The sequence below is a fragment of the Pseudomonas sp. 313 genome, assembly GCF_000316965.1.
Classification (GTDB): domain Bacteria; phylum Pseudomonadota; class Gammaproteobacteria; order Pseudomonadales; family Pseudomonadaceae; genus Chryseomonas; species Chryseomonas benzopyrenica.
Genome location: NZ_ANBZ01000091.1, coordinates 43,858 through 70,715 on the forward strand (window position 1 = coordinate 43,858; position 26,858 = coordinate 70,715).

The following is a 26,858-nucleotide window of genomic DNA, read 5'->3' on the forward strand; positions in this document are numbered from 1 at the left end:
GGCGTCGGCTCCACATCAGGCTCGCCTAGCGGCCGCGCTCCGCCGCGATCTCGCTACCGCGAGCCAGGCCGCCGAGACCCCGAAGTAGCAGGCACCGAAAGCCACATAAGGCGTCACGCTGGAAACATCCAGCGGGACGCCTTCGGTCGCCTGTTTCACGAAGAATCCACCCGCCAGGGCGGATTGAGCGCCACTCAGGATCATCGCCCACTGACCAGCGGACGTCCGCCAGCGCCGTATCGCCACGACCAGCTGGAAAAGCCCAGCGGCCATGGCCCAGACCCCGAACACCCCGATCGCGGCGCCTAGGCCGGCCCCCAGTGCCAGCCCTATCGCCACCGCGACGCCCAGACTGACGACGGCGTTGAGTCGCTGCGCAGCGTTGTGCCGCAGCCCGCCGCTCTGGCGGGCATCCAGAACGTTCGCCAGGGCATCCCACGCAGGGTAGAGAACGAGCAATAGCGGCCCCGCCCAACCCTGCTCATGACCGATGGCGAGCGCCAGCGCGATCCACAGCAGCGAAACCGCAGTCCTGATGAAATAGTAGCGTTGCAGCCAGTGGCGGGCAGTCGAATCCGGGAAGGTATGACTCATGGAGCACTCCAGCGGTGTTCATTTACGGAATGGCAAGGACGCTTGCCGGGAAAGGAATCCACTCACCAGGCGACAAGGCCCAGGCACCCCATGGCGATGAGCGTGCCGCTCAAGCGGGTTGGGCACAGGGATCGAGATGATCCGCGAGGTGGGTGGAACGTTAGAAGCCACGGGTACCGCAGCCCCGCCTGGATCGATCAGTCGAAGTCGGTATGCAGGGCGATGTCGCGCCAGGCCTCCATGTCGGCGCGCAGCGCCTGCGACTTGCGTTCCGCGATGTCGTAGGCGACCGGTCCAAGCGGCAGATGCAAGGGTGGCTCGGTCGCCATGACGGCCTGCACTATCACCGCGGCAGCCTTTCGCGGATCTCCCGCCTGTTTGCCGTCATTGCTGTCCCGGTAGGCACGCCGCCGCCCCGCCGTGTCGGCGTAGGCCGGGATCACCTGGTTCGCCATGGCGATGGAGCGCCCGAGAAAATCGGTGCGAAACGGGCCGGGCTCGACGATGGTCACGCGGATTCCGAAGGGTTCCACCTCCTTGGCCAGCGACTCGGAAAATCCCTCGACCGCAAACTTGCTCGCGCTGTAGTAGCCGGAACCCGGTCCTCCCGAGAGCCCTGCCCCGGATGACAGGTTGACGATACGGCCGCCGCCTCGCCGGCGCAGGACAGGCAACGCCAGGCGGGTCGTTTCGATCAGACCGAATACATTCACGTCGAACACCGGCCGGTATTCGCTGGGCTCGGCCTCCTCCACGGCACCGATGAAGCCTATCCCGGCGTTGTTCACCAAGACATCGAGACCGCCGAATTCCCGCTCTGCAAAGGCAATCGCGGCAGCCACCGAGGCGGGATCGGTGACGTCCAGCCGCACGGTCCTCAGGTTCTCCGGGAATTGCCGAACCAGGGGTTGCAACAAGGCGGGATCGCGAGCCGTTGCCACGACTCTGTCTCCACGCGCAGCGGCCGTTGCGGCGATATGGCCGCCAAGACCGCTCGAGCAACCGGTAATAAGCCAGGTCTTTCTCATGCTGTTCTCCTCGCGCTGTGAGAAGCGCTGTTCACTCTGCGTCGCAAGCCCTTGGCGAGACAGTCGCCGGGGTGCCTGGCCAACTCAAAACGGCTGCCAGCGCCAGGGCAGCGCCCATCGTCAAGGCGGCAACGGAAAAGGCGACCTGCACCTCTCTTCCGCCAGCGCCATCGGGGGCGAGGGCGAAAAACAGGCCTCCTATGAGCGCTACCGCCAGGGCGGCGCTGATCTGCAGGGTGGCATTCATCAAGCCGGCGGCGAGTCCGGCCAGGCTCGGCGCCACCTGATCCGCGTTCACTCTCACCAGGGCCGGAAGCGCTATGCCCTGCCCCAGGCCGATCAACAGCAGCGGCACCGGCAGCCAGGTGGGCAAGCCGGCCAGCGCGGCCGCCAACATCAGGCCCATGACCTCCAAAGCCATGCCAAAGGCGGCGGTGCGTGCACCCAACCGTTGGGCAAGGTGCGGACTGCACAGGGGCCCGAGGAGGAAGCCGATCCCCAGGGGGAGGATCGCCCAGCCCGCAGCCAGGGCTCCGTGCCCCAGGCCGGCCTGCTGGTAGACGGCGAAGATGAGAAAGAAAGGTGCCAGGGCATAGAACAGAAAGGTCGCCAGGAGGCTGCGTCTCAACCGGGAAGCGGTGAGCAGGGAAGGCAGCACCAGGGGCGTCTCGCCGGCCGCCTCCTTGCGTTGCTCGTAGCGCCAGAAGGTGATCAGCAACCCGCCACTGACGATGAGCAGGGGGAGTGACCACCAGGGCCAATGCAGTCGTGGTCCCTCGACCAGGGGTACGACCAGCGCCAACAGCCCAGCCGCGAGCAGACCGGCGCCCATGACATCGAGCCGGCCCGGTTGCGTGGCCCGGCTCTCGCGCAGCACGACCAGCGCGGCCGGCAGGGCACAGAGAATGATGGGAAGATTGATGAGGAAGATGCTGCGCCAGCCCAAGCCGAAGGGATTGGCCTCGATCAGCACCCCACTCAAGACCTGGCCCAGCACAGCGGCAAGTCCGAAGGTCGCGCCGTACAGGCCGAGCGCCCGATTCTTCTCTTCCGCGGGGAAGGTCGCATGGATCAGCGCCATGGACTGTGGCGCCATGATGGCAGCCGCTACGCCCTGCAGCAGCCGCCCGGCAATCAGCATAGCGGGCGTTGGCGCGACCCCGCATAGCGCAGAGGCGATACCGAAGCCCAGCATGCCGCCCAGATAGACACGCTTGCGGCCGAACATGTCACCCAGGCGGCCGCCCAGGATCAGGGTGACCGCATAAGCCGTCGCATAGACGGATACCACAAGCTGGGCCAGATCCGAGGAGGTCTCGAAGTCGCGACGGATCACCGGCAGCGCCACATTGACGATGAAGAAGTCGAGCGGTGGCAGTAGCGTACCGATCAGCAGCACGCCCAGCGCGAACCAGCGACGGCTATCGGGCTGGGCCATGGGAAGGGATGAGTTCATGGACCTTACCTTTAATCGAGCTGCATCCTGACCCGCGCAAGCCTTGCCGGCACGCGGCAGCTGGATGCAGCGATTTCTCGAAAAGCGAGGTAGCAGCGTGCCGGCGGGCGGTCAGCAAGCGGCTGTAGCGAACAGCGCGCGGCCAAGGCAACCGCCTGCTAGCGCATCCCGCCGGAGCCGAAGAGGCATTCGCCGGTCACCCAGCTGGCATCGTCGGACGCCAGAAAGGCGACGATGGGGGCGATATCCCGTACCTGGCCGATACGGCCGAGTGGGGTGCGGGCCTCGTTCCAGGCCTGGAATTCCGCGCCCAGGGCGCCGGCGGCCTGGGTGCCCTCGGTTTCGATGAGGCCAGGATTGACGGCATTCACGCGGATACCACGAGGGCCCAGCTCGCGGGCGAGCACACCCGTGATCGCATCGAGCGCGCCCTTGGTGCCGCTATAGATGGCGCTTTCCGCCGGCAGGACGCTGGTGACATTCGAGCTGACGTTGATGATGCTGCTGCCGGCGCCCAGATAGGGACTGGCGGCGCCTATGAGCTGCAAGGGGCCGAGTACATTGATGTCGAATTGCAGCCGATACAGATCCACGGTGGTGTCTTCGATCCTGGCGAATTGATAGATGCCGGCATTGTTCACCAGGATATCCAGGCGACCGAAGTGTTCGAGGGCCGCCGTTACCAAGGCCTCCATATCGGCCCGCTGGCGAACGTCGGCGCGTAGCGCGATAGCCGTACCCCCTGCGGTCTCGATGTCGGCCAGGACGGCATCCGCCCCGTCCTGGCTGGACGCATAGCCGATGACGACCCTGGCGCCGGCTGCCGCCAGTTGCCGGGCAATGCCCGCACCGATGCCTTTGGAGGCGCCCGTCACAATCGCAACCCTATCTAGCAACCTGCTCATATCTGCTCACCTGCACAGAGCCAGTTCGAACATCCCTGGCTGAATCCAACGGATCTACGTCGATGTGAGCCACCATGGTCGCCCCTACGATATTGTTTGGGTACTGCCTTTCCTGCATATTCAATGTTCATTTTTGAACGCAGGTTCGCCATGGAATGGAGCGATGTACGGATCTTTCTGGCAGTCGCCCGGGGTGGATCCTATGGCTCGGCCGCGCGAGCCTTGGGAATCAGCCACCCAACGGTAGGTCGACGGATCAGAACGCTCGAGGATGAAGCCGGACAGGCGCTGCTACGGCGTACCCGCGAGGGCCTGATCCTCACGAATTCGGGAGATGCCGTATTCGCCCTGGCCGAGTCCATGGAAGCCTCGGCCCTGGCCATGGAGCGGCGTCTGGCAGGTAACCACCAGCGCCTGGAGGGAATCCTGCGAATCTCTTCGGCGGATTGGTTTGCCGGCTATGTTCTGGCGCCGGTCCTGGCCGACCTCACCCGGCGGCACCCTGCCGTGGTGCCCGAGGTCATTGCCAGCTATCGACTGCTGGATCTCTCCCGACGCGATGCGGACGTGGCCTTTCGCCTGGTGCCCTTCAGCGAACCGGATATCGTGCAGCGCCGTTTCCTGAGGATGCCCTACGGCCTCTATGGCTCCGCCGAGACGGTGCTGGCCATGCAGGAGGATACGGCTGTGGTCGGGCTGATCCTCATGAACAGCGCGCAATCGCACTTTCCCGATGTCGCCTGGTTGCTTGATCGACTGCCGGGGTCGCAACGCGCCTTCACCAGTACCAGTCGGACCGTTCAGGCGCAGATGTGCCGGCGTGGACTGGGGGTTGCCGTCCTGCCCCGCCCGCTCGGCGATGCGACGGCAGGACTGCAGCTCATCGAGAGCTTCGGCAGTCCTCCGTCAAGGGATATCTGGGTGGGCTATCACCAGGACCTGCGCCACATGGACAGGCTGCGGGCGTTGCTGGATATCGCCGAAGAGGTATTGGGGCCGGCGCACTAGGCTGGCCTGCCGGATAGCCGGCCGTCGCCCCTATCGCCTGGGCCCTGGGCGATAGGGGTACGCGCTCGATCAGGCGCCGAAGGCGCCGTCGATGGTGTGCATGGCGCCGGTGACGAAGCCGGCCTCGGGGCCGGCCAGCCAGGCGACCATGCCGGCCACCTCGTCGGCGCTGCCGTGGCGCTTGATCGCCAGGAAGCTGTGCATCAGCTCCTTCATGGGGCCATCGGCCGGATTCATCTCGGTATCGATGGGACCCGGCTGCACCACGTTGACGGTGATACCACGCGGACCGAAGTCCCGCGCCAGACCGCGGGCGAGCCCCTGCAGGGCCGACTTGCTCACGGCATAGGCGGCCAGGCCGGGCACCGGCATGCGATCGCCATTCACCGAGCCGATGACGATGATCCGCCCGCCCGGCGGCATCTGCCGCGCGGCTTCCACGGCCGCGTGATAGGGCGCCTGCACATTGATGCTGAACAGACGATCGACGGCGTCCGGATCCTGTTCCAGGGCATCGCCGAACAGCGCCACGCCGGAATTGACCACCAGCACGTCCAGCGGACCAGAGGCGCGCACCCGGGCGATCACCGCGTCACGGTCGGCGCTGTCGGTCAGCTCGGCGGTACTGCCGGTTTCCGCCGCCAGGGCCTGGGCGGCATCCCTGGAACTGGCATAGGTAAAGGTCACCTGGGCGCCGGCGGCGGCGAAGCGCCGCACGATGGCGGCGCCTATGCCGCGACTGCCGCCCAGCACCAACACCTTCTTGCCTGCGAAATTGCTCATGGGTCTGCCTCCTGATTAATGTAGTGAGTGCTACAATAAGCCTCTCCCGTCCGCTGTCAAAGTATTTTTGTAATGAACGCTACAAATAAACCCGCACCCCGTGGGCGGCCGCGCCGCTTCGATCCGGACGAGGCCCTCGTCCAGGCCCAGCGCCTGTTCCATGAAAAAGGCTATGACGGGGTGAGCGTCGCCGATCTGACCCAGGCGCTCGGGATCAGGCCGCCGAGCTTCTATGCGGCCTTCGGCAGCAAGCTCGAGCTGTACCAGCGGGTGCTCGAGCGCTATATCTCGACGGGCGCACTGCTGCTGCACGAGATCCTGGACGGCGAGCAGTCCCTGGCGGTAGCGCTCACCCGAGTGCTGGAAGAGGCGGCGCGCAGCTATGCGGTCGACCCCTGTGCGGCCGGCTGCCTGGTGCTGGAGGGCACCCATTCCGACGATCCCCAGGCCCGCGCGGCGGCCGACCGGCACCACCAGGCGGCCCAGACGCTCATCCGCACCCATATCGCCGCCTGCCAGCCGCAGCGTGCTCAGGAACTGGCCGACTTCGTCATCACCACCATGGCCGGCCTCTCCGCCAGCGCGCGACACGGCCAGAGTCTGGAACGCCTGCTGGCCAGCGCGCGCCTGGCGGGCCTGGCGCTGACCCAGGCCCTCGCCGTGGAGGCGTGACGCGGCGCTGGCGCCCTAGTCCCCGGCGATGAACAGCGGATTGAAGCCGCTGCGGGCATAGCGCCCCTCTTCCGCCAGGGCGAAGTCCAGCGGCAGGCTGGCGAGGTCGTCGGCCAGGGGCTCAGCGCCCAGGTTGAAGCTCTTGCTGACCAGCTTGAGGTAGCTGTCGCAGCTGTCGCAGGTCTCGGCCTGGGCGGCCAAGGGCGTCTTGCCGGCCTGGTCTTCCAGGGCCAGGTAGCGCACCTGGGCGCTGCTGTTGCAGCAGCTGCACTTGCTGCGCTCCAGGTGCCATTCGGTGGCGCAGAGGCTGCAGTGCAGGTAGCGCACGTTGTCGCGATCGCGGTCGGCGTGGACGATGCTGGCCAGCGGCGGCGCGGCGCAGGTCGGACACAGCACCCGGCTGGCATCGCCATGGCGCTGTGGCGGTTGCGGCAGGCTCAGGGCCAGGCGCACCCAGGCCACCTGCAGGGCAGCGCCCACCAGCGGCAGCAGGGCCCGGACCTCCGGGGCGCCAAGTTCCTGGGCCAGCAGCTGCTCGGCGAGCCGTTGACGCTCGGCCACCGGCAAGGCAGCCAGCTGTTCGAGCACCGGCCGCTGACGCGCGGCGATGCGCAACTCCAGATTGGCCAGCAGCGCCTGCAGATCGCCCTGCCAGTCCAGATCCCGCAGCAGGGCCTGCCCCTGCAGCGGCGGCATGCCGTGCGCCAGGGCCAGGCTGAAGGCATCCGGCGCCGGTTGCCAGCTAGGCTGGCGCTCCTGCAGGACGGCCTCCTGGGCCTGGACCAGCAGGGCCATGAAGCCGAGGAAATCGCCCAGCTCGGCGCTGCGCTCGGCGAGTTCGCGCAAGCGGCGGGCACGACGGGCGAACAGCTGGCGATCGGGCAGGACCACCGGCGGCGGATTGAGGATGCCGGTGGGCGAGGTGCCGTACTGATGCATCAGGGAGTCCCCTTGTCGGGCATGCGGTGTTCATCCAGGGGGCGCTCGCCCCGCTCGCCGCCTTCGCGGCGTTCCTGCTCGACGATCTCGTCGTACCACAGCCGGTGATGGTGCTTGGCCCAGGCGCGGCTGACGCGGCCCTGGGTCATGGCGCGGAAGGAGCCCTTCACCCAGATCGCCGAATAGACGTGGATGATCAGGGTGACGATGGCGAGGAAGGCGACATAGGCGTGCACCAGGCTGGAAAAGCGCAGCCAGCCGCGCGGCAGGATGTCGGCGAAATACGGCCGCCAGATGAAGAAGCCGCTGAGCAGCAGCGCCGGCACCGACAGCAGCATCACCCAGTACACCAGCTTCTGCCCGGGGTTGTTGGCGCCGATGGGCGGCGCCAGTTCGTCGCGGTTGGCGAGGACATCGCCAATGCGCCGCACCCAGGCCACGTCGTGGCGCTTGAACAGGTTGACCTTGAAGAAGCGCACCGCCATGACCACGAAGCCCAGGCTCATGGCCACCCCGATGAAGGGGTGCAGGATGCGCGTCATGGTCGGTCCGCCGAACAGCGCCGTGAGGTCGAAGAAGAACGGGTGGAAGAAGGCCAGGCCGCTCAGGGTCAGGCAGACGAAGGTGAAGGCGATGAACCAGTGGTTCAGCCGGCTGAAGGTGGTGTAGCGCAGGATGCCGCGCTGGTTGTCCGATGGCGTGGTCATGGCCGGTCCTCCTCGCGCGCGGCTTGGCGCTCTGCCTCGTCCGGGGACTCCTCGGGCTCTTCCTTGGGTCCCTTGGTCAGGTAGTGGGCGATGCCGGCGATGGCGGTGACGCCCAGCAGCGCCGACATGATCGGCTTGGTCACGCCCTTCCACAGGCTGACCATGGGGCTGATCTGCGGATCGGCCGGCAGGTGGGTATAGAGCTCCGGCTTGTCGGCGTGCTGCAGCACGTACATCACATGGGTGCCGCCCACCCCGGCCGGATCGTAGAGACCGGCGCCGGGAAAGCCGCGGTCATGCAGTTGGCCGACGCGCATCTGGGCGTGTTCGGTCATGTCCTCCTTGGTACCGAACATGATCGCCCCGGTCGGGCAGGACTTCACGCAGGCCGGCTCCAGGCCGTGGTAGACCCGGTCGGAGCAGAGGGTGCACTTGTAGGCCTTCTGGTCCTTCTTGGAGATGCGCGGCACGTCGAAGGGGCAGCCCGAGACGCAATAGCCGCAGCCGATGCAGTGCTCGGAATTGAAGTCGACGATGCCGTTGGCGTACTGCACGATGGCCCCCGGCGCCGGGCAGGCCTTGAGGCAGCCCGGGTCGGCGCAGTGCATGCAGTTGTCCTTGCGGATCAGCCACTCCAGGTTGCCCTTCTCGTTGACGTATTCGTCGAATCTCATCACCTGGAAGGTTTCCGGGGTGAGGTCCGGCGGATTGTTGTAGGTGCCGTTGCAATGGCCGACCTCGTCGCGCAGGTCGTTCCATTCCGAGCAGGCCACCTGGCAGGCCTTGCAGCCGATGCAGCGCGACACGTCGATCAGCTTGGCCACCGCCTCTACCCCGCCGATGCGGGTATGGGGCGACTCCTCGGAGGTGGCCGAGCGCGCGACGATGTTCTGGAAGTTGACTTGATCGCCTCTCATAGAACCTCCCTCAGACCTTTTCCACGTTCACCAAGAACGACTTGAATTCCGGTGTCTGGGTGTTGGCGTCGCCCACGAAGGGGGTCAGGGTGTTGGTGAGGAATCCGGGGCGGGTGACGCCCTTGAAACCCCAGTGGATGGGGATGCCGATGTGGTGCACCGTGCGCCCCTCCACCTGCAGCCCGTGCATGCGCTTGGTCACCACCGCCACCGCCTTGATGTAGCCGCGCTTGGAGCTCACCTTGACCCAGTCGCCGGCCTTGATGCCGAGTTCGGTCGCCAGGTCCTCGCCGATCTCGACGAACTTCTCCGGCTGGGCGATGGCGTTGAGCCGCGCATGGGTGGTCCAGAAGTGAAAGTGCTCGGTCAGCCGGTAGGTAGTGGCCGCATAGGGGAATTCCTCGCGGGTGCCCAGCCGGGCCCGGTCGCCGGGGAAGATCCGCGCCGCCGGGTTGTTCTTGGCCCGCGGGTTGTCCGGGTGCAGCGGGTTGTGGTCCAGCGGCGATTCGAAGGGTTCGTAGTGCTCCGGGAAGGGTCCCTCGGCCAGCAGGCTACCGCCAAAGAAGTGCGCGACGCCCTCCTGGTTGAGGATGAAGGGCCCGGCCTTGGCCGAGGGCGGCGAGGTCCAGGGGAAGTCGGGGATATCGGCGCCGGCCCAGCGTTCGCCGTTCCACCAGATCAGCCGCTTTTCCGGTGCCCAGGAGGTCCCGTCCGGCCGGGCGCCGGCGCGGTTGTAGAGGATGCGGCGATTGAGCGGCCAGGCCCAGGCCCAGCCCAGGGTCATGCCGATGTTGTAGGGATCGGCGTTGTCGCGCCGGTCCATGTTGTTGCCCTGGCGGTTGTAGGAGCCCGAATAGATCCAGCAGCCGCAGGTGGTGCTGCCGTCGTCGGCGAGGAAGCCGAAGTCGTCGAGCAGTTCGCCACGCTTGTGGGAGATGGTACCGTTCGGCCCGGGCAGGTCGGCCAGGGCGCGACCGTTGTATTCCTGGGCGATGTCCTCGGGATTGGGCTCCTCCGGATTGCTGTAGGGCCAGGTCAGGTTGAGGATGGGATCGGGGAAGGCGCCACCCTCGTCGCGATACATCCCCTGCAGGCGATGGAACAGCCCGGCGAGGATGGCCACGTCCGGCCGCGCTTCGCCCGGCGGCGGCGCGGCGCGCCAGTGCCACTGCAGCCAGCGCGAGCTGTTGACGATGGCGCCGTTCTCCTCGGCGAAGCAGGTGGTGGGCAGGCGGAACACCTCGGTCTGGATCTGGCTCGGGTCCACGTCGTTGAGTTCGCCGTGGTTCTGCCAGAACTCGGCGGTCTCGATGGCCAGCGGATCCATCACCACCAGGTACTTGAGCTTGCCAAGCGCCTGGCTGACCTTGTTCTTGTCCGGGAAGGAGGCCAGCGGATTGAAACCCTGGCAGAAATAGCCGGTGATCTCGCCGTGGTGCATGCGCTCGAAGGTGTGCAGGACGTCGTAGAGCGGCTCGCTGAGCTTGGGAAGCCAGTCGTAGCACCAGTCGTTGTCCTTGGTCGCCGCCTCGGAGAACCAGGCCTTCATCAGGCTGACGTGGAAGCGCTCGTAGTACTTCCAGTAGGAGACCTCGCCCTCGCGCAGGGGCTGCTTGGCCCGCCGCTTGATGTAGTCGCGGTACTCCTGTTCCTCGTGGGAGGCCAGGTAGAGATAGCCCGGCAACTGGTTGGAGAGCAGGCCCAGGTCGGTCAGCCCCTGGATGTTGGAGTGACCGCGCAGGGCGTTGACCCCGCCGCCGAGCATGCCGATGTTGCCCAGCAGCAGCTGCACCATGGAGGCGGTGCGGATGATCTGGGCGCCGATGGAATGCTGGGTCCAGCCCAGGGCATAGAGGATGCTCATGGTGCGCTCGGGGCGCGCCGTCTCGGCGATCATGTCCCAGGTGGTCTGGATCTGCTCGCGCGGCATGCCGCAGACGCGCTCCACCAGGTCGATGGTGTAGCGGCTGTAGTGCGCCTTCATCAGCTGGTAGACGCAGCGCGGGTGCTGCAGGGTGGGGTCTTCCTTCACCATGCCGCGCTCGTCGAACTCGTAGCTCCAGCTGGATTTCTCGTAGGCACGACGCTTGTCTTCGCCGAAGCCGGAGAAGAGGCCGTCGTGGAAGCCGAAGTCTTCCTTCACGATGAGGGCGACGTCGGTGTAGGCCCTTACGTACTCATGCTGGATCTGGTCCGTGGTGAGCAGGAAGTTGATCAGCCCGCCCAGATAGACGATGTCGGTCCCGGTGCGGATATAGGCGTGGTAGTCCGCCACCGCCGAGGTACGGGTAAAGCGCGGATCGATGGTGATCAGCTTGGCGTTGTTCTTTTCCTTGGCCTCCACCATCCAGCGAAAGCCCACCGGGTGCGCCTCGGCCGAGTTGCCGCCCATGGACAGGATGAGATTGGCATTGCGGATGTCGACCCAGTGATTGGTCATGGCACCGCGGCCGAACGAAGGGGCAAGACCTGCCACCGTCGGTCCGTGTCACACGCGCGCCTGGTTGTCGATCGCCAGCATGCCGAGGCTGCGGATCACCTTCTGGGTGAGGTACGCGGTCTCGTTGGAACAGGCCGAAGCCGCCAGGAAGCCGGTGGTGATCCAGTGATTGACCAGATGGCCATCGGCGTCATGGGTGACGAAATTCTTGTCTCTGTCCTCCTTCATGTAGCGGGCGATGCGGTCCAGCGCCTCGTTCCAGCTGATGCGCTTCCACTCGTTGCTGCCCGGCTCGCGGACCTCGGGATGGGAGAGGCGCGATTCGCTCTTGATGAAGTCCAGTACCCCGGCGCCCTTGGGGCAGAGGGAACCGCGACTGACCGGATGATCCGGATCGCCTTCGACGTGGTAGATGTCGCTGACGGTATTGATGCCGCCATCACCGCGGCTGTAGAGCAGCATGCCGCAGCCCACCGAGCAGTAGGTGCAGGTGTTGCGCGTCACCTTGGCGGCGGCGAGCTTGTAGTAGCGGATGGACGCCAGCGCGGGTTCCGGGGCGAAGCCGAGCAAGGCCATGCTCGAGGTGGCGACCCCCGCCGTACTGAGTTTGAGGAAGTTGCGGCGCGATACCTTGATCGACATTTCTTGGGTAACTCCAGGCACATCACGGTAGGACTTCGTCCTGACCCGGGCCTGGCAGTTCGAGCGAAGCGTCGTCTTTCTTCGCCGAAAAATCATTCAAAATCAGTGTTTTAGCGAAGCGGCGGGAGGGCTTGGCAGGGTCTGCGGCAGGGCCTGGCGGCGGCTGCGACCTTTCGTCCGATGGCCGCCCCGGCTGACCGCCGCGCGCCGCTGGAGTAAGGTGACGGCCTTCATCGCATCTTCGAGAGAGTCTGTCCCATGTCGCTGGAAATCGTCGACCATCCCGCCCTGGAAGTGACCGGTCTGCTGTTCGAGCCTGGCCAGGGCGAAGACATCGCCGCCCTCTGGCGGCGCTTCGCCGACCGCGCCGGGGAGATCACCGGTCGCGAAGGCGACGCCGAATGGTATGGCGTGAGCTGGCGCCAGGCCGGCACCATGCACTACCTGGCCGCGGTGGCCACCACCCCGGGCGCCCCCCTGCCCGCCGGCATGGTGCGCCAGGAACTGCCGGAAGGCCGCTACGCCCGCTACGTGCACCTGGGCACCGCGCCCAGCGTGGCCAAGAGTCTCGGCCGCCTGTTCGCCGAACTGCTGCCGGCGCGCGGCCTGCAACCCCGTCCCGGCGCCTGCTTCGAGCACTACACCGAGGCCTTCACCGGGGTGGATGCCCAGGATTCGCAGATCTACATCTACGTGCCGGTCTTCTAAAGGCCACTCGCCGCAGCACGAACAGGACGTTCGTCAGCTGCGGCTTGCCTCCCGGCATAACCCTTTCCAAGCTGGGGATATCGCCCGCAATCCCAGGTGCACGATGTCCCTGCCCGAGCTCCAGTCCTTTATCGCCCGGCACGAGCGGATCTTTCTGCTCACCGGGGCCGGTTGCAGCACCGATTCCGGCATTCCCGACTACCGCGACCGCGACGGCGCCTGGAAGCGCCCGCAACCGGTCACCCTGCAGGCCTTCGTCGGCGACGAACTCCTGCGGCGCCGCTACTGGGCGCGCAGCCTGATCGGCTGGCCGCGCTTCTGCCAGGCGCGGCCCAACGCCACCCACCAGGCCCTGGCGGCCCTGGAGCGGCGTGGCCAGGTGGAGATGCTGCTGACCCAGAACGTCGATCGGCTGCACCAGGCCGCCGGCAGCGAGGCGGTGATCGACCTGCACGGCCGCCTCGACCAGATCCGCTGCCTGGGTTGCGAGCTGCGCCTGCCGCGCCAGGAATTCCAGCAGTGGCTGGGTGAACTCAATGGCGACTGGCTGGCGCTGGACGCGGCTACCGCGCCGGATGGCGATGCCGATCTGGAAGGCGTGGATTTCATGAGTTTCCGCGTGCCGGACTGCCCGCGCTGTGGCGCCCTGCTCAAGCCGGACGTGGTGTTCTTTGGCGAACACGTGCCCGGCGCGCGGGTGGAGCGCGCCTTCGCCCACCTGGGCCGCGCCGATGCGCTGCTGGTGGTGGGCTCGTCGCTGATGGTCTATTCCGGCTTTCGCTTCGCCCAGGCCGCGGCCCGCGCCGGCCTGCCCATCGCCGCCCTGGGCTATGGCCGCACCCGCGCGGACGACCTGCTCGCGCTCAAGGTGGAGGCCTCCTGCGCCCAGGGGCTGGCCTTTCTGCTGGAGTATCCTGCAGCCGCGGCGCCTCCCCCTACGCGGGGACTTGCTGACGCCGCGGCGCCCTTCCCAGATGCATCAGCGGACGCTCGATCCAGCGGTAGCTGAGCATCGACAGCAGACAGGCGAGCACCAGCACCGGTGGCAGCAGCGCCATGAAGCCGAGCGTGCCCAGGGTCTCGACCGAGCCGAGGTTGAGCAGGGTGAAGAGGCCATAGAGCAGCAGGCCGTGGGTGAGATAGAGGCTGTAGCTGATCTCGCCCAGCACCTTGAGACCGCGACTGCGCAGGAGGCCGAAGAGATCGTTGCCGGCGGCCATGGCGGCGAAGGGCAAGGCCAGCGCGAGCATCTGCCTGAGGCTGTAGTCCGGCTGGGTCATGGCGTAGCCCACCAGCGCCAGCGACAGCGCCGCCACCAGGGGCGTACGCAGCCGCGCCAGCAGGCCCGGCAGATGAACCTTGACGAACACCGGCAGGAATCCCAGCAGGAACAGCAGCCCGAAGCGGGCGCCCAGTACCTGATAGTGATAGCCGGCGGCGACCAGCCCGCCCACCAGCAGCACCGAGACCAGCAGCGGCAGCCCGAAACCGCGGCGGTTGAACAGCGCGGCGATGATCGGCAGCGCCAGGTAGAACAGCGCCTCGTAGCGCAGCGTCCAGTGGGCGCCGGCGGTCATCCAGCCGCTTTCCTCCAGGCCGTTGAGACTGAAGCCGGAAAACAGCTCCCAGCTGAGCAGTTCGAGCATGAAGTGCTGGCCGTCGGCGATGACGAAGTGGGTGCGGATCAGGGTGAAGAGCACCACCACGGCCACCACACAGAGGTACAGCGGCATCACCCGCAGTACCCGCGAACGGAGCAGCTCGCCCCAGTCCGGCGTGCGCCGATAGACCTTTCCGAAGAACAGGTAGCCGGTGATCATGAAGAACAGCGAGACCGGCACCACGCCCATGTTGTAGAGCAGATCGCTGTCGGGTTCGCGCCACTGGCCCTCGGCCTTGAGGTGATAGGTCAGCACGAAATGCAGGCAGACCACGGCAGTAGCGAGGATGCCGCGCAGGGCATCCAGCGGCGAGGAGCGCGCCAGGGTCTCCTGGGTGAGCAGCGGGCTGCGGCGCAGGGCGAAGGCCAGCAGCACCAGGGTGCCCAGGTAAAGGGCGATGGGGAGAGCGACGTCAGTCATATCCGTGACCTTCTTGACAGGAACCGGCAAAGACTCGCTCCCAGACCGCCGGAGCGGTCGCCGGAGCGAGCGAGAGAAAACCGTGACAGCCGGGCACGCTACCGCGCGGTACGTGACCGAGGGCAGAGGGACCGGAAAAAGAGGAGAACCGCGGCGAGCGGAAGGATCCGCTGCCTCAGCTAAGCGCGAGAACGCCCATCAGACAAGTCTTGTTACAGGCGTTCCCTTGGGTTCAACGTTTCGCTGCCCTGGGTCAGCAGCCCTGGCACGGGCATTAGTAACGCGCTACCGTTGGTCGGCTGTTCAGGCGCTGGAATACACCAAGGGCAATCACACTGGTTGTTTGCTGCCTTTTAGGCTTCAATTGCAGCCCAAAAGGCAGCAAAGAAATTTCCTATGTCCCTTGCTTCCGTTCTATTTCCCGACTATCGCCGCAAGGTCCTGGCACTTCTTCTGCTCCATCCGGAGAGCAGCTACCATCAGCGCGAAATCGCGCGCTTGACCGAGACCCAGTCTGGCACCCTGAGCCGTGAGCTCGTCAAGCTGGTCGCGGCAGGTCTGGCCGTGAAGACGCGTGTGGGTAATCAACAGCACTATCGCGCCAATCGGGAGTGCCCCATCTTCGAAGAGCTGGCGAGCATCTTACGCAAGACCAGTGGCCTGACCGATATTCTGGCCGAGGCGCTGAGCCCCATTGCAGACCGAATATCGGCAGCTTTCGTCTTCGGCTCGATGGCTAGCGGCAAAGCAAGCGCTGGAAGCGATATTGACCTCATGATCCTGGGTACCGTGACCTTCCGCGAGGTAGTGGCATCGCTCTATCCCTGTCAGGAGACGCTTGGGCGCGAGATCAATCCCAAGGTATACCAGCGAGAGGAATGGCAGAGGCTGTTGGCGGAAGGAGGAGCCTTCATCACGGACCTGCTGGAAAAGCCCAAGGTGTTCGTCATCGGCGACGCTTCGTACCTGTCACAAGGAAGGACAGATGACCCTGGATAATCTGCTCGGCAAGAGTCTTGAGGCGATCACACCGGACCCTGCGAGCATCCAGCGCTTGCTGGAGGCAGCGCAACGTAGCTTGACCGATGCGTGTCTGCCAATACTGAGCAGCGAAAGCCGCTTCGATCTGGCCTACAAGGCAATCATGCAGGGCGCGAACGCAGCGCTTCAGGCCAATGGCTATCGGACCCTGACTAGCCGCCCCGGTCACCATCAGACCATGATCCAGTCACTGCCCCGGACCGTCGAGCTTGATACATCGACGATGTTGGTACTGGATACCTTGCGCAAGCAACGCAACGTCATCGACTACTCGGGCGATCTAGTCAGCGATTCGATGGCTCAGGAGGCCTTGCAGCAGGCCGAGGTCCTGCTCCAGCACGTCACGCATTGGCTGAAGCAAAATCGACCAGAGCTGCTATCGGATCGCAAGCGCTAACAGCGCTCGCGATCCGACAACTGGCTTGCTTCAGGGCGCGAGTGCCCGCGCCACCACCGGGTAGTGATCCCACACCTGGCCGTCCGCCAGGGAGCGCAGCAGCTTCACGTATTCGGCGTGGGACCAGGCCAGCGGCGTCGCCGAATCGGTGCCCTGACCCATCTGGTAGCCGTGGCGCCGGTTGTCGCCCACGCCATCCCAGACCTGCTCGGGCAGCATCAGGCCGGCGTTGGCGAACAGCTCCAGGCCGCGGACGTAGGTGTCACGCAGCTTGCCCAGCGCCGCTGGGTCCGGCTTGCCCTGCAGGGCCAGGCGCGCCAGCTCGTAATGGCCGCGCTCGCCGGTGAAGATCGGCCAGACCCGGCCACGCAGCCCCGAGTTGGGCACCGGCTGCTCGGTGGCGGGGAAATTGATGCCGGAGCTTTCGCTCTCGCCATAGCCATCGTTGCCGTAGCGCCGCCAGCCGGGGAAGGTGCCGCTGACGCCGGGATACTGGAAGCTGTACTTGACCCGCAGATTCTCCGGCAGGCCTTCGTCATCCAGCACCGCCAGGCTCTTCTGTACCAGGGGATCGCTGGCCGGTCGCACGCCGTAGCGCACCAGTTCGAGGAAGCCGGCGTCCAGCACCTGGTCCTCCGGCAGGCCCGGACGGCTGTTGTTGTCCACCAGCTTGCCCTTGTCGTTGGGATCGTCGTTCTGGGTGATGCGCAGGTAGTAGTGGCCGGCGCCCAGGCTGCCCTGGGTGGTGGCCATGGTCTTTTCCACCTGGCCCGAATAGCGCCGGGCGGTATCGCGGTAACGGCTGGCATTGGCCTCGTCGCCGGCATGGCGCGCCAGCTCGCTGGCGGTGGCGAGACCGGCGATCACCGCCGCGGTGGTGGACGGCGAATAGCCCCACTGCTCTTCCCAGCGCTCCTGCTGGGTCTGCGGCGGCTTGACCTGCCAGGTGTTCCAGCCCAGGTTGACCTGGCTGTCGCGGGCGAGGAAGTCCGCCGCAGGCCTGAGCATCTCGCGGTACCAGCGATCGATCTCGGCGTCGCCCAGCAGGCCGCCCTGCCAGAGGCGATAGCCGAGCATGATCGGCATGGCGGTCTGGTCGAGTTGCACGCCGACCCATTCGATGGTGCCGTCGACATGGGTCTTCTGCAGGAACCAGCCGGTGGCGCCGGGCGCGCGGACTTCGTCGCCCTGCTTCTGCTGGTGGATGAAGGCGGAGCTGTCGGCCGGCTTGTGCGCGGTATTGGCGTCCACCTGCACCTGCTTGAGGTAACTGAAGGCGACTTTGGGCGTCTGCCGGTCACCCAGCGCCAGCAGCGCCATGGCGCACTGGTAGAAGTCCCGTGGCCAGACCGCCTTGTAGCCGGTGGTGCCCTTGCCCGCCGGCACCGTTTCGCCCCAGGGATTGGACAGCGAGGCGATCAGGGCGCCGGCGTGGGTCTTGTCCTCCTGGGCCTTTAGCACCAGGGCGCTGGCGTTGACCAGCTTGCCGCCGTCGCCGGCCTGGGCCTGCAGGCGCGGCAGCTGGTCGAGACCGGCCAGGTAGTCCTGCCAGCCGATGGCGTCGCCCTCGCCGTTGTAGTGGGCCAGCACCTTTTGATAACCGCGGGTCAGGGTGGCATCCGCCGCCGCCTCGGCCTGGCGCGGATTGGCGCCGAAGCCCACCACCACGTCCAGGGTGGTCTCGGCGCCCTTGAGCGGCAGCTTGGCCAGCATGGCGACGTTGCCGGCCTGGTCGCCGGTGCTGCTGTAGGTCTGGGTCAGCTTGCCGTTGCGGCGCAGGTCGTCGAGGCCATCGGAGCTGCCGACGAAACCTACGGTAGGCGTCTGCAGCGGCTGGCTAGCCTTCACCACCAGGGCGTGCTCGCCTTCGCTGGCGTAGAGCACCCCACCCTTCACCGCGGCGCGGTCGTGGCTACCGCTGTTGGCCAGCGCCGGATCGACATAGAGATAGGGCTGGATGCGTGGGTCCTGGCTGCGAAAGATGACACGCATGACCAGGGTGTCCTGGTCCGGGTCGGTGAAGACGTGCTTCTCGATCTCGTAGCGGCCCTGGCGGTCGCGGTTGACGATCTTGTAGGCCAGGGAGGTGGGCCGGCCGGCGGCATCGGTGGCCAGGTATTCGATGCGGCTATCGGTGTCGTCGCGCTCCAGGTGGGTGAAGTCGGGCCCGTGGATCACCAGCTGCATCTCGCGCAGCTGCGCCTCATGGATAAGACCCTGCATGGTCTCGGTGACCACCCCCTGGGCCAGGGAGAACCACACCCGCGAGACGCGGCCGGTGCTGGCCTGGTCGCTGTAGGCGCCGTCGCGATAGGCCTCGTAGCTGGTGCCGATGCCGGTCTTGCCGGAATAGGACCAGAAGGGTGCGGCGCCGGGGGCACCTGGGGCTTCCAGGGCGGACGCCAGGGGCGTCAGGAGAAAACTGGCGGAACAGAGCAGCGGACGGACGAAGCGGACGGGCATGGGCAGGCGGGCCTTGTTCTGGTTGTGCCGAAAGTCGCATGGCAGAGGGCCTGACGGCCCTCCCCGTTCGTAAGCCTAGCCAATATTTCCAGAAGCGCTGCTCAGCCTTCGTCCCGCGCCGGTGGCCGGGCCGGCGGCAGGTACCCGGCCAGGGGCGAATCCGGCGCCAGCAGCGAGGTGCGGATGAAATGCAGGTAGCTGGCGATACGGCGCAGCGGTGAGCGATCGAAGTCGCCTGGATTGGGCTCCAGGTGGCGCTGGGCCTGGTGCGCCAGGGTGATGGCGTGGTCCACGGCCGTGAGGGCGCGAACCAGGTTGGCGACGTCGGGCTTGCGGAACAGTCGCACCAGCGCCCGCCCCAGGGCGCGAATGGCCAGGCGCCAGGCGCGTTCTTCGCGATACCAGGGCAAGGGTGGCAGCGCGGCCTGCTCCAGGCGCAGCTCGATGATGGCGTGGCCCAGCTCCAGACTCAGGAAGGTCCAGCGCAGCAGCCGACGCTGCACCTCCGGCTGGCCGACGGTGAGCACCTGCACCTGGTTGAGCAGATCGCGCAGGCCGGAATCGAAGCGGCCACTCAGACCGGCCAGGGGCGCCCCGATGGCGTGGACCAGTCGCTCGCGCAGGGCATCTTCCAGCCGGCGCCAGACCCAGGGCTGGCTGGGCGGCAGGAGCACGCTGACGGCCACCACCGCCACCGCGCAGGCCACCCCGTAGGCCAGGTAGGTGTTGCAGAAGACATCGGCGTCGTAGCGCGGCAGATTGCCCGGCAGCGCCGCCGAGCAGAACCAGACCATCAGCCCGGTGCCATAGCCCGCCAGCCGCGGTCGAGTGATCAGCCAGGCGCCAGCGGCGAACACTGGCGTCAAGGTCAACAGCAGCAGGGCGAAGCCGTCGATCCAGGGCAACACCTGGAATTGCAGCAGCCCACCGGCCAGGGCGCCGACCAGGGTACCGCCGGCCAGTTGCAGGCAATAGCGGCGCGGATCGGCTGAGGTGGAAGCCAGCGCCGAGATCAGCGCGGCCGCCAGGGTGCAGGCCGCGCCACTCGGCCAGGCGGTCTCGATCCAGAACAGCCCCACGCCCAGCACCACCAGGGCGCTACGCAGCCCGGCCATCCAGGCCACCGCACGGCTGGCCAGGGGCGTGAAGGTCTCCCGGGGTGTGGGTGTCGTACTCGCCGGCGCCTCAAGTGCCAACTGGGCGCCAAGCAGCAGGTGCAAATCCTCGGCGAAGCGATAGAGCAGTTCGGCGGCGGTGTCGTAGTCGAGCCGGTCGGCCTGGGTGGCGGGCGCGATCCGGATCAGCTGCTGGCGGCCACTGCGGATCGCGGCCATCAGCGTCTCGCGCTCCGTGGCCAGGCGCTCGCTGAGGCGGCGCAGGTCACGCTCTTCCGGCAGGCGACCCAGAGCCGGCGCCAGGGCGGCGGCGATCAGCCCCAGGGCGGGCGCAAGCGCCTGGCGTACGGCCGGGGGCCGATCACTCAGGCGATCGAGCAGTTGGTAGAGCGCGTGGAAACGGGTGTTGAGCAGCATGAGGCGATTGCCCAGGGCGGCCAGGCGTCCGCTGCGTCGGCGCAGATAGGGTTCCTCGAAGACACTGGCGCTGCGCAGGCTTTCGAAGCCCACGGAGTCGGCAGCGAAACGCGCACTGAGCCCGGCGAAGCGTTCGGCATCGAGGCTACCCAGCAGACCGTCATGGGCCATGGCCAGGAAATCGCGCAGGCGCTGGGCCAGGGTCCGGCGCAGGACGCCAAGGGTGGTCTGCGGCAGGATCGCGACGCTCACCACCCCGGCGCAGCAGATACCCAGAGCGATCTCCAGCAGCCGCCACACCGCCTGCAGAAAGGCGCCCTGGGGCTGGGCCACCGCCGGCAGGCCCACCAGGCAGGCGGTGTAACCGGCCAGCAGGAAGCCATAGCTGCGAAAGTCGCGATAGCGCGCCGCGCCCCGGGTGCAGTAGCCGATCCACAGCACCAGGGCGCCGAGCAAGAGCACCCGCTCCTGGGCGAACAGGGCGATGGCGGCGACAGTGAAGGTGAGCCCGGCGAGACTGCCGAGGATCCGGTAGAAACTCTTGGCCAGCACCTGGCCGCTCTGCGGCTGCAGGACGATGAACACGGTAACCAGCACCGTGCTCGGTTGCGGCAGTTCCAGGCGATAGGCCAGCCACAGGGCCAGGGTGGCAGCCAACAGCGCCTTGGCGATGAAGGCCCAGGTCTGGCCATCGGTACGCGCCCATTCGCGAGCGGCACGGCGCCAGGCGTTCAGGCTGGGCCAGCGTCTACGTGGGGAAGCAGTGGGGTGTCGCGCGAAGAGCGGCGAAGCGAAGGGCATGGTGGGCAACGACGGGAGCGACCGGAGGGGAGGAGGCGCAGCGCCTCGGCGGCCATTCTAGGAAGCACACCCCACGGCGATTAAGTCGGGTGTGGCGGCAAAGAGCGTTAACCAACGGGCGGGTAATGGCCCACAATGCCCCCTTTCCACCGCCCTGCCCCGCCCATGGATCATCTCTTCAATCTGCGTGCCTTCGCCTGCGTGGCCCAGACCGGCAGCTTCACCGCCGCCGCCCGCCAGCTGGAATTGACCACCGCCTATGTCTCCCGGGCGGTCAGTCAGCTGGAGCAGCACCTGCAGACCCGGCTGCTGCATCGCACCACCCGCCAGTTGCGCCTGACCGACGCTGGCGAACGCTACCTCACGCGCTGCCAGCGCATCCTCGCCGACCTCGACGAAGCCGATGCCGAGGCCCGTCACGCCCTGGCGGTGCCGCGCGGGCGGCTGCGCATCCACACCATGACCGGCCTCGGCCAGCACTACCTGATCCAGAGCCTGGCCGGCTATGCCGAGCGCTATCCCGAGGTGGACCTGGACCTGCAGCTGACCAACACCTTCACCGACATCCTCAAGGAAGGCTACGACCTGTCGCTGATCCTGGCCGCTGGCCTGCCGGATTCGGCCTTCCACTCGGCGCATCTGGGCAGTACCTATAGCGTGCTCTGCGCGGCGCCCACCTATCTGGACCGCCAGGGGCGCCCGGCCACGCCCGCCGACCTTACCGGACATCGCTGCCTGCGCCTGGTCAATCGGGCCATGGCGCCGGATCGCTGGCTGCTGGAGGGGCCTGAAGGGATAGCCGAGGTGGCGGTGGATCGGCCGCCCTTCCAGGTCAACACCGCCGATGCCCTGGCCGAAGCCGTGGCCAGCGGCCTGGGCATCGGCGCCCTGCCGCTGTACGCCGCGGTCGCTGGCCTAGCCAGTGGCCGCCTGCAACGCGTACTACCCGGGCACCGGCTCTATGGCCTGGACATCCATGCACTCTATCCGTCGCGGCGCTTTCTCGACGCCAAGATCCGCACCCTGGTCGACCACCTGCGCGAGACCCTGCCCGCCCTGCTAGAGCGCGATCGGCTGCTGGTGGAAGGGACCTGACGCTTTAAGGCCGCTGCTCGGGCAGCATCCGCTCCAGGGTGCCGTCACGGCGGATCGCCACATGCCAGACCACCGCCGCCACGTGCAGGATCACCAACCCGTAGACGGCGAATTGACCAGCCACATGGATGCGATTGGCGAGGATGCCGAGGGCTTCGTGGCGAGGAAAGCCGGGCAGGGAAAACAGTCCGAACACCGGCACCGGCTGCCCCTGCCCAGCCATCAGGTAGCCGGTCACCGGCATCATCAGCAGCACGGCGTAGAGCATGCCGTGATTGAGCCCGGCGAGCAGCTGCAGCAGGCGACCGTCACGGGGGTTGGCCGGCGGCGCCGGATGCCGCCAGCGCCAGGTCAGGCGAATCAGAATCAGCAGGAACACCGAGATCCCGGTGGATTCGTGCAGCAGGTACCAGAGGGTGCGCACCGGCCCGGGCGGAAAGTTTTCCGCCACCCAGACGAAGGGCAGCAGCAGGCACAGCAGGGCGACGGTCAGCCAGTGCAGGGCCTGGGCGAAGCCGGTGTAGCGGGCGATGGCCATGGGCGATGCTCCGTAGCGACGAATCCCGATAGTGCCCCAGGCGCAGCGGCAACGCCGCTACGCTTGGAGACCGTCCGTCAGAGCTGGCTCAAAGATGAATAAGCGCAGCCAGGGCCAGCAGCAACGCCGGGATCATCACCACGGCGCCCAGCTTGAGGAATTGCCAGAAGCTCACCGACAACCCTTCGCGGCGCAGCGCGGCCAGCCACAGCAGGGTCGCCAGGGAACCGGTGATGGACAGGTTGGGGCCGAGGTCGATGCCGATCAGCACGGCACCGGCGATCTTTTCCGAGACATGGGCGGCCTGCACCGCCGCCCCGGCCAGCAGGCCGGCTGGCAGGTTGTTGACCAGGTTGCTGCCAAAGGCCACCAGCAACCCGGCGCCCCAGGCGGCGCGCTCCGGGGTCGCCTGGGCGGCGGCCTGCAGCTGATTGGCCAGCGCCTGCAGCACCCCGGTGGTCTCCAGGGCTTCCACCAGCACGAACAGCCCGGCCACCAGCGGCAGCACGCCCCAGGAGATGTGCTTGAGCAACTCCAGACCGCCGCCGCGCTTGCAGGCCACCACCACCAGGAAGGTGGCGAAGCCGGCCAGGAAGGTCGGCAGACCCAGCTCCAGATCCAGCGCCGAGGCGCCGAGCAGCACCAGGATGGTCAGGATCAGACCGCAGCCGGCGATCCGTCCGGTGGTGGGCAGCGCGTCCACCGCGCCCCCTGCGGACAGCTGCTCGGCACGCAGGACCTTGGCCTGGGTCGCCCAGAGGGTGAGGAAGGTCGCGGCGATGGCCAGGATCGACGGCAGGGTGAACAGCGCCAGCCAGCGGCCCAGCTCCGGCATATGTTCGGCGAACACCACCAGGTTGGCCGGGTTGGAGATCGGCAGCACGAAGCTCGCCGCGTTGGCGATGAAGGCGCAGGAGAACAGATAGGGCAGCGGATTCTTCACCTTCGCCGCGCGGGTGGCGTAGTAGACCGCCGGCGTCAGCACCACGGCGCAGGCGTCGTTGGACAAAAACACCGTGACCAGGATGCCGACGCCATAGACCAGGGCGAACAGCCGTAGCGCCGAACCCTTGGCCGCGCGCACCGCATGGCCGGCGACCCAGTCGAACAGCCCTTCCTTCCGGGCGATCTCGGCCAGCAGCATCATGCCAATCAGGAACAGATAGACGTCGGTGCCCTTGGCGATACCGTGCCAGACGCCATCCAGTGGCAACAGACCGAAGACGGCCAGTAACGCCGCGCCGGCGACGGCGAACAGCGCCTCCGGCAAGCCGAAGGGCCGGGAGACTACCCCAAGGGTGGCTAACCCGGCAATGATCCAGGTCAGCAGGTGAGGAGAGAGCGCGAGTGACCCCATGAACGCCTAGTGCCTTCTGTCGAGCGGGAAAGCGGCAGACATTAGCCTAATCCGGCCGATTGCGGAGGCTCCATGGCGCCTGATCGAGCATCGGTAACCACCTGGCGATCGCGGGTTTCCGGCATCAGCAGCAGATAGAGCACGAAGCCCACCGCGGCAATGGCGGCCAGGGTGGTGAAGGCCGCCGCGTAGCCGAAGCGGACGATGATGATCCCGGCGATGGTGGCGCTGATCGCCGCGCCCAGGCCCTGGGCGGTGGCGATGGCGCCCTGGCTGACGTTGAAGCGCCCGCTGCCGCGGGTGAGGTCGGCGACGATCACCGGCACCAGGGCACCGTAGATCCCGGCACCGATGCCGTCGAGCAGCTGCACCGCCACCAGGTAATAGGGGCTGTCGGAAAAGGTGTAGAGCACCCCACGGATGGCCAGCACGGCAAAGGCGAAGAGAAAGATCGGCTTGCGCCCGAAGACGTCGGCCTTGCGCCCCACCAGGATGGCCACCGGCACCATCACGCACTGGGCGGCGACGATGCAGACGGCCACCAGTGAGGTGGCGCTGTCCTTGCCGACGATATGGGTTAGCTGCTGGCCGACCGAGGTCAGCATGGCGGCATTGGCCAGGTGGAAGATGGCCGCCAGCAACGCCAGCAGTTGCAGCTTGCGATTGGCCAGCAGCGCCTGCCAGGCCGACACCGGCTTGCTGTCGCGAGCGCCGTTTTCCTCGCCCAGCCCCTGGGCCAGGTCATCGTCGATCTCGTCCTGAGGGACACGGACGATGGCGACGATGGAGGCCGCCGCCAGCAGCGCCATCAGCCAGAACACCACGGTGGGGCCGAAGAAATAGGCCAAGCCACCTGCCAGAGCCGCCGAGACGGCATTGCCGGCGTGGTTGAAACCCTCGTTGCGGCCGATGTGCCGGGTGAACGCCTTGGGTCCGACGATCCCCAGGGTGATGGCCGCCAGCGCCGGGGCGAAGAGGGCCGCGGCGGCATGGGCCAAGGACTGGGTGGCCGCCACCACATAGAAGTTGGAAACGAAGGGCAGCATCACGCTGCAGACGGTCACCACCAGGGCGGCGATGCCGACCATGAGGCGCTTGTGGCGGGTCCGGTCGATCAGGGCGCCAGCCGGGGTCTGGGCGATCAGCCCGGCGATGCCGGCCAGGGTCATGATGAAACCGGCGGTGGCCTCGTTCCAGCCCTCCCCCGGGCCGCGCACGGCGATCAGGTAGATGGCGAGATAGGGCCCGAGGCCGTCGCGGACGTCGGCCAGGGTGAAGTTCAGGGCATCCAGGGCATGACGCGCGCGGCGCGAGGGTTCGGCGCTGGCGGCGGTGGCCGGGGCACGGGTTTCGGACATGAGCGGGCATCCGTAGCGAGATGAAGAGTCGCAGGACAAAACGCCCCACGGCACCTCTCGCCCTAGCCCACCAGAGGCCGTCGGTATGACTCGACGGATCCCAGCCAACCACCGCTGCCAGGGGAGATTGCAAAATGTGACCGGAGCGAAGCGGCGCTAGTGCCGTACCGATAGCAAAGAAATCCCTCTGGCCCGCCACTTTCCGTACGTCTTCACACTTCGCAGAGGGTCGCCATCTCAGGATGCCGGCGTATCAGGCCACCTGCCGGGTCAGAGCGGCGTCGGTCTCGGGTTGGGCCAGGAGCACCGCACTGCCCTCTTCGCTGCGCGGCCGCAGCATCGACAGCAGGTTGGCCTCGATGGTGGCGCACAGCTTGTCCATGGTGATCTGGTGCTGGCTGTCGGCGAAGGGGGCCTGCAGATCGCTGCCGATGCGCTCCAGCGCCAGCAGCATGAAGCCGACCACGGTGGACACCAGCGGGGTGAACCAGCCCAGGGTCGAGACCAGGCCCAGCGGCATGGCGATGCAGAACAGAAAGCTGAACAGCTGCGGAAAGCAGACGTAGGGATAGGGCAAGGGGGTATTGGCGATGCGCTCCATGCCGCCCTGCCAGTTGGACATGTCCACCAGGGTTTCTTCCAGCCGCGCCAGGCGGATGCTGTCCAGGCGGCCCTGGCGGTATTCGCTGGCGATCAGCTCGGCGGTGCCGGCGAGGATGTCGTTGGCGAAGTTGAGGCTGCCTTCGGCCAGTGCCAGTTCATGACGGGCGAGATAAGGCGCGGCGGCCTGGGCCGGGTCCTGGCGCTTGAGCTGGGCGCGCAGGGCGTGCAGATAGCCCATGTGCCGACGCAGCAGCACCGCCTTGACTCGGTTCTGCGCCTTGCCGTTATCGTCGATCAGGGTCAGCACCTGGCGGCCGAAGCTGCGCGAACTGTTGACCATGGCGCCCCACAGGGTGCGCGCCTCCCACCAGCGGGCGTAGGCGCTGCTGTTGCGAAAACTGATCAGCACCACCAGCGCCGAGCACAGCAGGGTCAGGGGCGTGAGCGGCAGGTCGAAGCGGTCGTCGACGAACAGCATGGCGTCCACCGTGACCGCCACGTCCCACAGCAGCAGACCGAACAGCGACCAGCCGACATAGCTGAAGGTGGTACGCAGGAACTGGATCTTCTTCTGGATGGAACGGAGTTGGATCGGACTGGACATCTGGCACTCCCGGCGGCGGCGCGGTTTCTCGATTCGCGGTTGCCCATGCCTTCCTGTCGTCTCGCCACGAGCCGCTCGACCCGTCGCTGCGCCTCCTCCTGAGAATGCAACCTGTTCGCGAGACTAGTCGGCGGTGCTTAAGTCAAACTTAATCCGGAGCGACGGACGGATCATGGCAAAGTGCCTTGC

At 66.9% G+C, this 26,858-nt stretch carries 23 protein-coding genes; 7 read left to right on the forward strand and 16 right to left on the reverse strand.

The window, feature by feature from the left end; translation table 11 throughout:
* Positions 1-15: 15 nt before the first annotated feature.
* From C722_RS0122425 to C722_RS0122440, 4 genes are all read right to left on the reverse strand, one after another.
* Positions 16-594, reverse strand: coding sequence for a hypothetical protein (locus tag C722_RS0122425; protein ID WP_017642654.1), 579 nt, complete (start codon positions 592-594; stop codon positions 16-18).
* A gap of 197 nt (positions 595-791) precedes the next feature.
* Positions 792-1,622 (reverse strand): oxidoreductase, encoded by an 831-nt coding sequence (locus tag C722_RS0122430; RefSeq protein ID WP_026084033.1) that lies wholly within the window; start codon positions 1,620-1,622, stop codon positions 792-794.
* Between the two features lie 31 nt (positions 1,623-1,653).
* Positions 1,654-3,078, reverse strand: coding sequence for an MFS transporter (locus tag C722_RS0122435; protein WP_037064503.1), 1,425 nt, complete (start codon positions 3,076-3,078; stop codon positions 1,654-1,656).
* Between the two features lie 158 nt (positions 3,079-3,236).
* Positions 3,237-3,983, reverse strand: a complete 747-nt coding sequence (locus tag C722_RS0122440; RefSeq protein WP_026084034.1) for an SDR family NAD(P)-dependent oxidoreductase — start codon at positions 3,981-3,983, stop codon at positions 3,237-3,239.
* Between the two features lie 150 nt (positions 3,984-4,133).
* On the opposite strand from C722_RS0122440, the gene C722_RS0122445 reads away from it, so the two are divergent.
* Entirely contained in the window at positions 4,134-4,991 is an 858-nt protein-coding gene (locus tag C722_RS0122445) for a LysR family transcriptional regulator (protein ID WP_026084035.1), read from the forward strand.
* A gap of 69 nt (positions 4,992-5,060) precedes the next feature.
* Here C722_RS0122445 and bdcA read toward each other — a convergent pair whose 3' ends face one another.
* Positions 5,061-5,774: an SDR family oxidoreductase gene (bdcA, locus tag C722_RS0122450; protein ID WP_017642659.1), complete on the reverse strand. Its 714-nt coding sequence runs from the start codon at positions 5,772-5,774 to the stop codon at positions 5,061-5,063.
* Positions 5,775-5,846: 72 nt separating this feature from the next.
* Between bdcA and C722_RS0122455 the strand changes: the two genes are divergently transcribed.
* The gene (locus C722_RS0122455) at positions 5,847-6,446 is read left to right on the forward strand and encodes a TetR/AcrR family transcriptional regulator (protein WP_017642660.1); all 600 of its coding nucleotides are present in this window, start codon (positions 5,847-5,849) and stop codon (positions 6,444-6,446) included.
* Positions 6,447-6,461: 15 nt separating this feature from the next.
* On the opposite strand, the gene fdhE is transcribed toward C722_RS0122455, so the two are convergent.
* From fdhE to fdnG, 4 genes are read right to left on the reverse strand one after another with little or no spacing between them, the layout of a single operon-like run.
* On the reverse strand, positions 6,462-7,385 hold the full coding sequence (fdhE, locus tag C722_RS0122460; RefSeq protein WP_017642661.1) for a formate dehydrogenase accessory protein FdhE: 924 nt from the start codon (positions 7,383-7,385) through the stop codon (positions 6,462-6,464).
* Positions 7,385-8,092, reverse strand: a complete 708-nt coding sequence (locus C722_RS0122465) for a formate dehydrogenase subunit gamma (protein ID WP_017642662.1) — start codon at positions 8,090-8,092, stop codon at positions 7,385-7,387. The genes fdhE and C722_RS0122465 overlap by 1 nt, the downstream gene beginning before the upstream one ends.
* A complete protein-coding gene (gene fdxH / locus C722_RS0122470) occupies positions 8,089-9,009 on the reverse strand; it encodes a formate dehydrogenase subunit beta (RefSeq protein ID WP_017642663.1) in 921 nt (306 codons plus the stop codon). Before fdxH ends, C722_RS0122465 begins: the two co-directional genes overlap by 4 nt.
* Positions 9,010-9,019: 10 nt before the next feature.
* Complete coding sequence (gene fdnG, locus C722_RS0122475) at positions 9,020-12,085, reverse strand: formate dehydrogenase-N subunit alpha (RefSeq protein ID WP_157225865.1); 3,066 nt, start codon at positions 12,083-12,085, stop codon at positions 9,020-9,022.
* 264 nt (positions 12,086-12,349) lie between these two features.
* Between fdnG and C722_RS0122485 the strand changes: the two genes are divergently transcribed.
* On the forward strand, positions 12,350-12,799 hold the full coding sequence (locus C722_RS0122485; protein WP_017642666.1) for a GyrI-like domain-containing protein: 450 nt from the start codon (positions 12,350-12,352) through the stop codon (positions 12,797-12,799).
* Positions 12,800-12,902: 103 nt separating this feature from the next.
* The gene (locus C722_RS25285; protein WP_017642667.1) at positions 12,903-13,808 is read left to right on the forward strand and encodes an NAD-dependent protein deacetylase; all 906 of its coding nucleotides are present in this window, start codon (positions 12,903-12,905) and stop codon (positions 13,806-13,808) included.
* Here the strand turns inward: C722_RS25285 and C722_RS0122495 are convergent.
* Positions 13,735-14,880: an acyltransferase gene (locus C722_RS0122495; RefSeq protein WP_017642668.1), complete on the reverse strand. Its 1,146-nt coding sequence runs from the start codon at positions 14,878-14,880 to the stop codon at positions 13,735-13,737. The two genes, C722_RS25285 and C722_RS0122495, sit on opposite strands and share 74 nt — an antisense overlap.
* Positions 14,881-15,276: 396 nt before the next feature.
* Here C722_RS0122495 and C722_RS0122500 point away from each other — a divergent pair, with 396 nt between their 5' ends.
* Together C722_RS0122500 and C722_RS0122505 are read left to right on the forward strand one after the other, a co-directional pair.
* Entirely contained in the window at positions 15,277-15,879 is a 603-nt protein-coding gene (locus C722_RS0122500; protein ID WP_017642669.1) for a nucleotidyltransferase domain-containing protein, read from the forward strand.
* Positions 15,866-16,318, forward strand: a complete 453-nt coding sequence (locus C722_RS0122505) for a hypothetical protein (protein WP_017642670.1) — start codon at positions 15,866-15,868, stop codon at positions 16,316-16,318. Before C722_RS0122500 ends, C722_RS0122505 begins: the two co-directional genes overlap by 14 nt.
* 30 nt (positions 16,319-16,348) lie before the next feature.
* On the opposite strand, the gene C722_RS0122510 is transcribed toward C722_RS0122505, so the two are convergent.
* Both C722_RS0122510 and C722_RS0122515 read right to left on the reverse strand, forming a co-directional pair.
* On the reverse strand, positions 16,349-18,781 hold the full coding sequence (locus C722_RS0122510; protein ID WP_017642671.1) for a glucan 1,4-alpha-glucosidase: 2,433 nt from the start codon (positions 18,779-18,781) through the stop codon (positions 16,349-16,351).
* A 101-nt stretch (positions 18,782-18,882) separates the two neighbouring features.
* A complete protein-coding gene (locus C722_RS0122515; protein ID WP_017642672.1) occupies positions 18,883-21,114 on the reverse strand; it encodes an FUSC family protein in 2,232 nt (743 codons plus the stop codon).
* Between the two features lie 165 nt (positions 21,115-21,279).
* Between C722_RS0122515 and C722_RS0122520 the strand changes: the two genes are divergently transcribed.
* A complete protein-coding gene (locus C722_RS0122520; RefSeq protein ID WP_017642673.1) occupies positions 21,280-22,209 on the forward strand; it encodes a LysR family transcriptional regulator in 930 nt (309 codons plus the stop codon).
* Between the two features lie 4 nt (positions 22,210-22,213).
* On the opposite strand, the gene C722_RS0122525 is transcribed toward C722_RS0122520, so the two are convergent.
* From C722_RS0122525 to C722_RS0122540, 4 genes are all read right to left on the reverse strand, one after another.
* Entirely contained in the window at positions 22,214-22,747 is a 534-nt protein-coding gene (locus C722_RS0122525; protein WP_017642674.1) for a cytochrome b, read from the reverse strand.
* A gap of 88 nt (positions 22,748-22,835) precedes the next feature.
* A complete protein-coding gene (locus C722_RS0122530) occupies positions 22,836-24,104 on the reverse strand; it encodes an arsenic transporter (RefSeq protein ID WP_026084036.1) in 1,269 nt (422 codons plus the stop codon).
* Between the two features lie 41 nt (positions 24,105-24,145).
* Positions 24,146-25,462, reverse strand: coding sequence for an MFS transporter (locus tag C722_RS0122535; RefSeq protein WP_017642676.1), 1,317 nt, complete (start codon positions 25,460-25,462; stop codon positions 24,146-24,148).
* A gap of 253 nt (positions 25,463-25,715) precedes the next feature.
* The gene (locus tag C722_RS0122540; protein WP_017642677.1) at positions 25,716-26,669 is read right to left on the reverse strand and encodes a bestrophin family protein; all 954 of its coding nucleotides are present in this window, start codon (positions 26,667-26,669) and stop codon (positions 25,716-25,718) included.
* Positions 26,670-26,858 lie beyond the last annotated feature (189 nt).